The organism is Massilia glaciei, assembly GCF_003011895.2.
GTDB lineage: Bacteria > Pseudomonadota > Gammaproteobacteria > Burkholderiales > Burkholderiaceae_D > Telluria_A > Telluria_A glaciei.
In genome coordinates, this window is record NZ_PXWF02000078.1 from 1 (window position 1) to 10,998 (window position 10,998).

General features: G+C 65.9%; 9 protein-coding genes. 2 read left to right on the top strand and 7 right to left on the bottom strand.

The window, feature by feature from the left end; all coding sequences use genetic code 11:
• Positions 1-15: 15 nt before the first annotated feature.
• A complete protein-coding gene (locus C7C56_RS06015; RefSeq protein ID WP_106756561.1) occupies positions 16-834 on the top strand; it encodes a TatD family hydrolase in 819 nt (272 codons plus the stop codon).
• Positions 835-887: 53 nt separating this feature from the next.
• Positions 888-1,688: a TatD family hydrolase gene (locus C7C56_RS06020; protein ID WP_219933110.1), complete on the top strand. Its 801-nt coding sequence runs from the start codon at positions 888-890 to the stop codon at positions 1,686-1,688.
• Positions 1,689-1,703: 15 nt separating this feature from the next.
• Here the strand turns inward: C7C56_RS06020 and C7C56_RS06025 are convergent, their stop codons facing one another.
• The 7 genes from C7C56_RS06025 to C7C56_RS06055 form a co-directional block, all read right to left on the bottom strand.
• Entirely contained in the window at positions 1,704-2,990 is a 1,287-nt protein-coding gene (locus C7C56_RS06025) for a hypothetical protein (RefSeq protein ID WP_146204303.1), read from the bottom strand.
• A 243-nt stretch (positions 2,991-3,233) separates the two neighbouring features.
• Positions 3,234-4,646, bottom strand: coding sequence for a sigma-54 interaction domain-containing protein (locus C7C56_RS06030; protein WP_106756563.1), 1,413 nt, complete (start codon positions 4,644-4,646; stop codon positions 3,234-3,236).
• A 75-nt stretch (positions 4,647-4,721) separates the two neighbouring features.
• Positions 4,722-6,650 carry an acyl CoA:acetate/3-ketoacid CoA transferase gene (locus C7C56_RS06035; protein ID WP_181373041.1) on the bottom strand — a complete coding sequence of 643 codons (1,929 nt, stop codon included), beginning with the start codon at positions 6,648-6,650 and terminating at the stop codon, positions 4,722-4,724.
• Positions 6,647-7,429, bottom strand: a complete 783-nt coding sequence (locus tag C7C56_RS06040) for a 3-hydroxybutyrate dehydrogenase (protein WP_106756565.1) — start codon at positions 7,427-7,429, stop codon at positions 6,647-6,649. Before C7C56_RS06040 ends, C7C56_RS06035 begins: the two co-directional genes overlap by 4 nt.
• Positions 7,430-7,682: 253 nt before the next feature.
• Positions 7,683-8,210, bottom strand: a complete 528-nt coding sequence (locus C7C56_RS06045) for a hypothetical protein (protein WP_146204304.1) — start codon at positions 8,208-8,210, stop codon at positions 7,683-7,685.
• A 125-nt stretch (positions 8,211-8,335) separates the two neighbouring features.
• A complete protein-coding gene (locus C7C56_RS06050; protein WP_106756567.1) occupies positions 8,336-8,557 on the bottom strand; it encodes a hypothetical protein in 222 nt (73 codons plus the stop codon).
• A gap of 321 nt (positions 8,558-8,878) precedes the next feature.
• On the bottom strand, positions 8,879-10,501 hold the full coding sequence (locus tag C7C56_RS06055; RefSeq protein WP_219933111.1) for a cation:proton antiporter: 1,623 nt from the start codon (positions 10,499-10,501) through the stop codon (positions 8,879-8,881).
• Between the last annotated feature and the right edge of the window lie 497 nt (positions 10,502-10,998).

Here is a 10,998-nt window from a genome sequence, read left to right on the forward strand (position 1 = left end):
GGCGCAGCTGTAACCATGTGGATCGACACCCATTGTCACCTCGACGCCCACGAATTCGGCGCCGGGGCGCGCGCGGTGGCGGCGCGGGCGGGGCATGCCGGGGTGTCGATGATCGTGATCCCGGCGGTCGAAACGGGCAATTTCGGCGCCGTGGCGCAACTGGCGCGCGCGGCGCCCAACGCCAGCTACGCGCTGGGCATCCATCCGATTTATGTGCCGCAGGCAAGCGAGGACGACCTGGCGACCCTGCGCGGCGCGGTCGAAGCGGCCATGGGCGACCCGCGCTTTGTCGCCATCGGCGAGATCGGGCTCGATTTTTTCATCCCCATGCTGTGCGAGCCGGCCATGCGCGAGAAGCAGGAGCATTTCCTGCGCGAGCAGCTGCGCATCGCGCGCGACTTCGCGCTGCCGGTGCTGATGCACGTGCGCCGCTCGCAGGACCAGGTGCTCAAGCACGTGCGCCAGATCCGGCCCGCCGGCGGCATCGCGCACGCCTTCAACGGCAGCTTCCAGCAGGCGCAGACGTATCTCGAGCTCGGTTTCCGGCTCGGCTTTGGCGGCGCCATGACCTTCACGCGCGCGCTCCAGATCCGGCGCCTGGCGAGCGCGCTGCCGCTGCACGGCCTGGTGCTCGAGACCGACGCGCCCGACATCGCGCCGGCCTGGCTGCACCCGGCGCGCAACAGCCCGGAGCAACTGCCCGCCATCGGCGCCGTGCTCGCCGGCCTGCGCGGCATGACGGCCGGGCAGGTGGCCGCGGCCACCCACGCCAACGCGCTGGCGGCGCTGCCGCGCCTGGCCCACCTCGTCGCACCCCTGACTGCGGCACCTTGAGAGCGGCACCTTGAAAGCGGCACCTTGAAAGCGGCACATTGAAAGCGGCACCCATGCACAAGCCACCGGCCATGATCGATATCGGCGCCAACCTGACCAACCAGCGTTTCCACGCCGACCTCGACGCCGTGCTCGAACGCGCCCGCCAGGCCGGGGTCTGCCGGATCATCGTCACCGGCACCTCCGAGCGCGCCAGCACCGAGGCGCTGGCGTTGGCGCGCCGTTATCCGGACTACCTGCGCTGCACGGCCGGCGTGCATCCGCACGACGCGAGCAGCTGGAACGAGGCCAGCGCCGCCGCCATCGCGCAGTTGGCGCGCCAGCCCGAAGTGGTCGCGGTGGGGGAGTGCGGGCTCGATTACAACCGCATGTTTTCGCCCGAGCGCGAGCAACTGCGCTGCTTCGAGGCGCAACTGGCGCTGGCGGCCGAGCTGCAAAAGCCCGTGTTCCTGCACGAGCGCGACGCGCACGACGCGTTTTTCGCGCTGCTCAAGCAGTACCGCCCGGCGCTCAAGGGCGCGGTGGTGCACTGCTTCACGGGGACGCTGGCGCAGATGCGCGAATACCTCGACCTCGACTGCCACATCGGCATCACCGGCTGGGTTTGCGACGAGCGCCGCGGTGACGATCTGCGCGAGGCCGTCAAGCACCTGCCGCTCGACCGGCTCATGATAGAGACCGACGCGCCGTACCTGCCGCCGCGCCATGTGCGGCCCAAGCCGGCCGCGAACCGCAACGAGCCGATGTACCTGGGCGCCGTGCTCGAGACCGTCGCGGCGATCCGCGCGCAGCCGGCGCCGGCGCTGGCCGCGCAGGTGCGCGGCAACACCGAAGCGTTCTTCGGCTTGCGCTGAACCTGCCGCTGCGGGTCAACCGTATGGGCGGTTGTGCAAGCGGATCATCCGCGCATGGGTGATTTCGATGGTGCCGTCGCTGACCCGATTTTCGTTAAGCGAGCCAAATTCGGCCGCGTATTCCTTGTTTGAAAAACGCAGTACGAGCTTCCTGATGCCGAGCGACCCGCGTTCCAGTCCGGCCAGGCGGACCGGCTGGTAGTTGCTGGTCATCCGGCCGCGCGCGCGGTGCAGGGAAAAATAGACGGCCGCCGCGATCAGGGGCGGCGCCAACACGGCCAGCGCCAGCAGCCTGCCCGACCAAAGCGTCGCGATGATCAGGCCCGCGTAGGCCACGCCCAGCAGGGCGGCGTGCACGGCAAGGCGCAAGGGCAGTTTGCCTGCGGTAAAGGCGCAGCGGCCGCAATACGCGAAGTCGACTTCGATGCCCTGACCTCCGCCGAGCTTGAGCGGCGTCTCTTTGGCCACTGTGTAGGTCCGGTGCGAGCAGTTGCAGCACGCCTCCGGCAAATGGAGGATGAGCGGATTTCCTTTGTCATCGGGCCCAAGGTCGAACGCCGGCGTTGGCGCCAGCGCCTGCCGCATGAACGCCGGTCTGGCCGATTTGGCGGACACTGCGGCCTGTGCCTCCACGGGGGACGTGATCGGCGCGGCGACCGGCTCCGGGATCGGCGCGGCGACCGGCTTCGGGAGTGGCGCGGCGACCGGCGCCGAGACTGGCGCGGCGAGCGCGTCTGCGTCAACGGGCGTCGCGGGAAGCGGTTTTACGTCTGGGGCGATGCGCGCCGCCGGCTCGGGCTCGGCACGCTGCTGCGATGGTCCGGCAAGGCTGGCGGCGACCGCCGAAAAACAGCGCAGCAGCGAGAATTGCTCGCCCTGTTCGATGTGGCTGGTCAGGCTGGCCACGGGGAAGACCAGCGACACCGCCCCGGACGGCGAGCGCATGGCGATGCCAACGCCGCCATTGGCGCGGATCCAGGCCGGCGCGGCCTTGGGAAAGCACGTGATCAGGGTCTGCCCCAGAAACGCGCCATACAGCGTGGCAATCTTGCCAGCCGTTTCGCCGTCGTAACCGAGGCGCTTATCGCTCACGTTTTTCGACAATATCGAGAGCGATTTCACATCGTACCCGGCGGCATCGCCGAGCTGCTCCTTGAGCGCGTTGAGGACGAACGCGGCATAGCCGTTCAGACGTGCAAGCTCAATCGCGTCGATCGGGGGGCCTGCCTCCGTCCTGGGCAGCTGAGCGGCCGGCGTTGGCGTAACCATGGTCCGGGTTTCATCCAATTTATTCTGAGCCATTTAACGTTGTGGGTTGCTTAACCGATGTCCGTATTGTCAGTCACCGTGAGTTTTTTTGCAATAACCTTGTCCCACGGAAATTAGTGCTTGCCCTATGATGAGTACGCCACCCTTTGAAGTCAAGCGTTGTCGACCAACATCGGCACGAGGGGTGGCGTCGAAATCGACATTGTTGGGTGGTACCCATACGTAATGATCAAGCGGGTTTATTGGCGCAACTGTGTCAGGTGACAAGCGCGGGGACTACGACGCCGCCCGCGCCGACATGCCGAGCGCGGCGATGCGTTTGTACAGCGTGGCGCGCGACATCCCCAGTTGGCGGGCGGCGGCGGGGACCTTGCCCGCGTTGTCCTGCAGCGCCGCGCCGATGATGGCGCGGTCGAAGGCGGCCAGCGCGTCGGCGTACTGCAGCTTTGCCGACGCCGGCGGCGGCCCGAGGAAGGCGAAATCGGCCGCGCCGAGCGCGAGGTTGTCGCTCAGGATGCAAGCGCGTTCGAGCGCGTTGGCCAGCTCGCGCACATTGCCCGGCCAGCGGCAGGCCGCCAGCAGCGCCATGGCGCCGGCGCCGACGGTGCGCAAGGCCATGCCGGTGCGCTGGGAAATCTGTTCCAGCAGGGCGTCGCACAGTGCCGGCATGTCCTCGAGGCGCTCGCGCAGCGGCGGCAGCGTGATCTGCAGCACGTTGAGCCGGTAGTACAGGTCGGAGCGGAAACGGCCCTCGCGCATGAGGCGCCCGAGGTCGACGCTGGTGGCGGCGATCACGCGCACGTCGACCCTGACGACGCTGTTCGAGCCGAGCAGCTCGAACTCCTGCTCCTGCAGTACGCGCAGCAGCTTGCCCTGCATCGCCAGCGGCAGGTCGCCGATCTCGTCGAGGAACAGGGTGCCGCCGTCGGCCAGCTTGAACTTGCCCTCGCGCGCGCGTTTGTCGGCCCCCGTGAACGCGCCCGGCGCCACGCCGAAGAACTCGGCCTCGAGCAGGGCCTCGGGCACGGCCGCCATGTTGATGCCGATAAACGGCAACGCCGCGCGCGGGGAGGCCGCGTGGATGGCGCTGGCGACGATCTCCTTGCCGGTGCCCGTTTCGCCGAGCAGCAGCACGCTCGCATCCTGGCGCCCGGCGCGCCCGGCCAGGCGCTTGACCTCGGCGCTGGCGGGGCCGCCGCCGATATAACTGTCGAGCGTGTGCTTGGGGCGCCGGCTCTCGGCCAGCCCGCGCCTGGCCAGCGCCAGCTCCGCCTGCAGCGCGGCGAACTTGGCCAGCAGCGGCTTGAGGTAGTTCATTTTTTCGTAGAGCACGAAGCCGATCGCGCCGACCACCTCGCCCGCGTCGTCGTGCAGCGGCATGCGGGTGACCACCATCGACTGCTTGCCGAAGCTCATGATGTCGAGCAGGATCGGCAGGTTCGAGCGCATCACCTCGCGCATCAGGCTGTTGGGGATGAGCTCCTCGACGTCGCGCCCGAGCGCCTGCCGCGCGTCGCCGAGTCCGAGCATGGCGAGGTACTTGTCGTTGATCCACGCGATGCGGCCGTGGCGGTCGACCGTGATGGCGCCCTCGCACAGGCTGTCGAGCTGGGCGAAGAGCGAGGCCATCGCATGCTTGTGGATGGCGTCGGAATCCTTGAGGAAGGCTTCCGTGATGTGGTTCGACATCGTCGATCGGTCCCTGGTTGGTCTGCTTGCTGATCGCGCAAGTGTACATGGGAACCAAGGGTTTGTTAACGCGCCTCAGGCCGAATCGGCGCTCTTGTCGTTGAGCTTTCTCAGGTGCGCATGCGCCTCGGCCGCGCTCTCGAAGATGTGGGGCGCCACGCTGCGCTCGGCCAGGGCCTTGCCCAGCTTGGCGCGCAGGAAACCGCTGGTCGTGTAACGGGTCACGCCGGCGTAGAAGCGCGCGCCCAGCGCGCCGACCATGTCGGTGTAGGGGCCAAGCACGTCGGGCGCGATCGTGAAGTTGTCGTAGTTGACGACGGCCTGCACCCGCCGTCCGAGCGGCAACACCAGCCGCTCGACCTGGCTGCGGATGGCGTTGAGGTCGCCCAGGCTGCGCACGCTGTAGCCCTCGAAGTTGATGAACAGGGTGTCCTGCGCCGCGTCGTGGGCGAAGCGGCTCGCCAGCGGCAGGCTGAGCATTTCGGCGCGCAAGCCCATCGCCTGCTCCTCGAAGATGCGGGCGTCCATCAGGCGCGGCGCGCCGTGGATCGTCGGTTTGAAGTCCATGTGGTCGAGTATGTCGCGCTGCAAGTCGACCCCGGGCGCTATCTCGGTCAGCTCGAGCCCGGTGTCGCACAGGCGGAACACGCAGCGCTCGGTCACGTACAGCACCGGCTGGCCGCGGCGCGCCGCGAACGCGCCGCTGAAGGTGCGGTGCTCGACCTGGTCGACGAATTTGCGGACCCCGTCGCCGGCGCAGAAGGTGCCCATGAACACCACCTTCTTCGCGCTCTGGCTGATGTTGATGAAGCCGCCCGCGCCGGCCAGCCGGCTGCCGAACTTGCTCACGTTGAGGTTGCCCTGCCGGTCCGCCTGCGCCAGCCCCAGGAAGGCGAGGTCGAGCCCGCCGCCGTCGTAGAAATCGAACTGCGAGGGCTGGTCGATGATGGCGTCGGCGTTGATGGCGGCGCCAAAGCTCAAGCCGCCGGCCGGCACGCCGCCGATCACGCCCGGCTCGGCCGTCAGGGTCATCAGGTCGACCACGCGCTCCTCGTTGGCGATCGCGGCCACGCCCTCGGGCATGCCGATGCCCAGGTTGACCACGCTGTTGGGTTTGAGTTCGAGCGCGGCGCGGCGCGCGATGACGCGGCGCGCGCCGCCGGCCATGGGCGGCATCGACGCGGCCGGCACCTTGAGCTGCCCGCTGAAGGCCGCGTTGTAGGGCTCGCTGAAGGTCTGCCAGTGGTTCTCGGGCCTGGCCACGACCACGCAGTCGACCAGAATGCCTGGAATGGCGACCTGGCGCGCGTTGAGCGTGCCACGCTCGGCGATGCGCTCGACCTGGACCATGACGATGCCGCCCGAGTTGTGCACGGCCATGGCGATGGCCAGCGCCTCGAGCGTGAGGGCCTCCTTTTCCATCGTGATGTTGCCGTCCGGATCGGCCGTGGTGCCGCGCAGGATGCCGATGTTGATCGGGAACGCCTGGTAGAACAGGTACTCGTTCGAACTCATCGGCATCTCGATCAATTGGACCAGGTCGCGCTTGGTGCGCTCGTTGAGCTTGCCGCCGCCGAAGCGCGGATCGACGAAGGTGCCCAGCCCCACCGACGAGATGTGGCCGGGCCGGTGCGCGGCGATGTCGCGGAACAACTGCGAGATCACGCCCTGCGGCAGGTTGTAGGCCTCGATCGCGCCCGACAGGGCCAGTTTCTGCAGCTTGGGGACCAGGCCCCAGTGGCCGCCGATGACGCAACTGAGCAAGCCTTCGTGGGCCAGGTGGTTCAGGCCCTTGTCCCGGCCGTCGCCTTGGCCGGCCGCGTAGACCAACGTCAGGCCGCGCGGCGAGCCGCCCTCGAGGTGCAGTTGCTCGAGCGCGAGCGCGATCTCCTCGGCGAATCCGATGCCGACGAAGCCGCCCGTGGCGACCGTGTCGCCGTCGCGGATCAGGCGAACAGCGTCGGCGGCCGATACCACTTTGCCTGTTTCGGTCTGGCTGATCATTGCGCTGTCCATCCCCCGTCCATGGTCATCGCGGCGCCGCTGATCTGGCCGGCCGCGTCCGAACACAGGAACACGACCAGCGCGCCCAGTTGGGCCGGTGTGGCGAATTCGCCCGAGGGCTGCTTTTGGGACAGCAGCATCTGCTGCGCCTGTTCGGGCCCGATCGACTCGCGCGACGCCAGGGCGTCGATCTGTTTTTGCACGAGCGGGGTCAGCACCCACCCGGGGCAGACCGCGTTGCAGGTGATGCCGGCGCCGGCGGTCTCGAGCGCGATCGCCTTGCTCAGGCCGATCACGCCGTGCTTGGCCGCCACGTAGGCGCTCTTGTTGGTCGAGGCCACCAATCCGTGCACCGAGGCGATGTTGACGATGCGCCCGGCGCCCTGCGCGCGCATGTGGGGCAGGGCGGCTTTGATGGCGTGGAAATTCGACGACAGGTTGATGGCCATGATGGCGTCCCAACGCTCGTCGGGAAATTGCTCGGCCGGCGCGGTGTGCTGGATGCCCGCGTTGTTGACCAGAATGTCGATCCGGCCCATGCGCGCGACGCTCAATTCGAAGAGCGCGCGGATTTGCTGCGGCGCGGCCATGTCGGCGTCGCTGAAGATGACGTCGACCCCGAACTCGCCGGCGATGCCGACGCGCAGCGCCTCTATCTCGTGCGGATCGCCAAAGCCGTTGAGGACGATGTTGGCGCCTTGCGCGGCGAGGGCGCGGGCGATGCCGAGGCCGATGCCGCCGGTGGAGCCGGTCACGAGGGCGGATTTGTTGCGTAGCATGCTGGGAGGTCTCCTGGTTGGCGGTCCGGTGCGGGCCGTCCGGATGGTTTAGCAATCATCGTGCCCGCGGCTGCCCGCGTGCTCTGGCCGGGCGTGGCGGGCGTCGGCGGGCGCGGACAGTCTCGCTTGTAAGACATGCGGCGGCGCGAGCGCGGTGCCTCCCCGGAACGCGGGCCGCGGATTCTCGTTATCGAGACGCTTGTCTCAAGAGTGGGAGCGCACCCGGGATCGTGGCCGTGCGTGGACGGAATTTTCAAAAAGGCTGGCCAGTTTCCAATGCGGGACGCTCATCCCGCGGCGTGAACTGCGAAGTAATCTGTTGCGCCAGAACCGTTGCGATCATCCGGGAAATGTGTCGCTTGTTGAACCCCGAGTCGGCATGATGGAAAGAAACTACACCCTTCGGTGCAAAGCTCACCAAGCTGGTCGTCGTCAGGTCCGTGGGCAAATCCCAGTCCGACCGTTTGAGTTCCGGGGCAAGGTTCCCAATTGCATATCTAGGGTCTTTGCCCGAAGCGTGGAGCCCGGTGAAGATCATCAGAACCTTGGAGAACAGGGAGCGCTTGGCCAATTGATCGAGTTCCCAAAGGGTGCTCGGATGCAGAGACGGCACCGAAATGATACAGGCGGCCCGTTCCGACAGCATGTCGAAATAGTCGCGCCATTCGTCGTCACCGGCGATGATTTTTTTTCCCGCGCCGACGATGTCGCTTATGCGGCCGATTGCCGCGAGCGCGGCGTCGCCGGCGATCGCTTGCAAGAGCAGCTCTTCGAGGTCCACGTGCGTCCGCGTGCCGTACGATGACGTGGGCATGAGGTTGCGCCATATGGACATCTTTTGGGGATTGTCCACTTAAATTGCTCCATCGAAAGTGAATGGCCGCAAATATAGATAGATTCGACGGTTCATGGCGCGCCCCCATCCACGTCGTTTTTTTTCGCCTTGAACGCCTCCAATTCGCCGGGGAGCGATTCTGCCAACTCCCTGTCGCGCTTATGTTGGGCGTTTTTGATCGCCCTTGCTTCCGCCCTTTGGCCCAGCAGCACGCTGACAAGTAGCACGGCGAACATGGAAATATAGTTGGTCAGCGATCGGTCTGCGCTCCTGTCATAAAAGAGTATGAACACGATCGCACCGCCTATCCACCAAAACCATTTTATGTCGGACCCCTTTGCACGGACTTCGTGGGACTGCGATTGGCGTGACGTCGCGGATCAGTATGGTGTTGAAATTTCGGTTCATCGTTGAGCGATGTCCAGTGCCCGCGCCTTGTGCCGGTCCCGGTGCGTCGGCGCTGGCGCGACCGCAAATCCGCAGGCGCGCGGAGATCCGAAAAAATCAAAAGGAACTGTTCCGGGGTGCGATTGGAAGTTTCGCCAGGCTAAGCGCGCGGGTGCGGCGTGTCAGAGGCTGAGAGTTTTTCGGACGGTCGAAAGAATCTCAGCCTCTCAGTCCGCGCGCCCATTTTTTATCATTCCCGCGAGCGCCGTCGCGGCATGGTCGACTGCATTTTTTAGCGGCTGCAAAACGATGGACGCGCCCAGCTCGCCGAGCAGGATTGCGTCTGTTTCTTCACTCGTCACGGCGGCGACCTTGCCCTGGAAGTCGTTCTCGCGCAGCGCCTGCATCAAACCGCGGTTCGATTCGGCGTCCGGCAAGGCGCTCACCACCCACTTGATATCGCCAAGCGGCAAGCTGCCAATGAAGTCGACTTCGATGCCGTCACCGAATCGCACGGGCAGGCCTTGGTGGCTCGCCGCCCGCACCACGACCGGGTCGAAATCGATCCCGAGCACCTCCAGGCCCGATGCGCGAAGGCCAAGCGCGAGTTGCCTACCATATCGGCCCAGCCCGAACACCAGCACCTCCGGCCGCTCATGCCCGTCGGTGTGGGCGGTGGCGGCGAGCTCCCGGTAGGGGTTCTCCCTCTCGAATATCCGTAGCCACGGGGCAAGCAACTCGTACAAGCGGTGCGAGTGCAGGATCATATACGTCGATGCCGCGATGGTAACGAGGCCGACCAACGTGGTCAGGCCCAGGGCGTCGATGCCGACATGGCCGAGCGATATGCCCATCGCGACGAAGACGATCGAAAACTCGCTGATCTGCGCCACGGTCAGCCCGGCCAAAAAGCTGGTGCGTTTGCGGTAGCCCATGTAACCCATGATCGCCATGACGATCAGCGGGTTGCCTATCAGTACGAACAGCGACAGCACCACGGCCGGCGCCAGCGCCTGCCCGAGCGTGGAGAAGTCGAGCCGGGCGCCCAGGTCGATGAAGAAGAACAGCAGCAGGAAGTCGCGGATGCCGGTGAGGCGCGCGTTGATGGCGTCGCGGTAGGGGGTTGAGGCCAGCGAAAAGCCGGCCAAAAAGGCGCCAGCCTCCTTTGAAAATCCGGCCCAGTCGCCCAATGCCGCCAGCCCGGTGCCCCAGGCGATGGAAAAAATCAGCAACAGCTCCTTGGAACGGGCCGCCAACGACAATATTTTTGGCAGCACGCGGCGCATCAGGATGACCATCGCGGCGACGACGATGGCAATGCGCGCAAGCAGGGAGATGGCCAGTTCGGGCAATGGCGCGCCGGCGCTGTCGCGCATCGCGCTCATGGCCATCATGGCGAGCACGACGGCCAAGTCCTGGACGATCAGAAAGCCGACGGCGATGCGCCCGTGCAGCGAGTCGATCTCGCGTTTGTCCGACAGCAGCTTGACGATGATGATCGTGCTCGAGAACGTCAGCGCGATGGCGACGTAGAGCGCTTCGATCAGGCTTTTGCCCATCAGCAAAATGAGCAGGAAGCCAAACGCGATGGTGAATGCCAATTGCCCGAGTCCGGTGGCCAGTGCGACCGGGCCGATGTGGCGGATGTGCTGCAAGTCGAGCTTTAAGCCGACCACAAAGAGCAGCACCGCCACCCCAAGCTGGGCGAGCAGGTTGACTTGGTCGTGGGCGCTGACGATCCCGAGCGCCGCGGGGCCGACAACAATGCCGACCACGATGTAGGCGGGCAATACCGGCTGGCGCAGCCAGAGGGAGAGGGCGCCGGCGCCGGCGGCGATGGTCAGCAGCAACGCAAATTCGCCAAACGCGCTCTCCAATTTACCACCCCCGTGTTTTGTCCTTTGTCCAGGCAGGTGATGTTTGACCACGGAGTCGGGCATTGTTCGCACTCATCTTCGAACCATTTGCGCCCGGGCAGCCTGAACCTGTGGCGGCGCCGGGAGATCCAGATTAAACGCGCCTGCAACCCATGACCCTAGAAGCCTGTCGGACTTAGGATCGTCGGCTGCAAAAAATGCTGGACGATCGATATTTCGCCGCTTTCTCGGCCAATAGCTCGCTATTGGCACTGCGAAATCGTCAAAATCTGTCCTCGTCCAGCACTTTTTTCGCTTCGACTCCCTAAATCCGACAGGCTCCTAGCGCGTTCTTTCTGCTATCCGCGCGTGCAGCGCGTTGATGATCGCCCGGCCATTGAACGGGGCGTCGGCCATGACGATGTCGGGTTGTATTAGTTCGGGCCCGCCCGCGCCGGCAGGCCGGTCCAGTATGAAACGCGGCACGACGA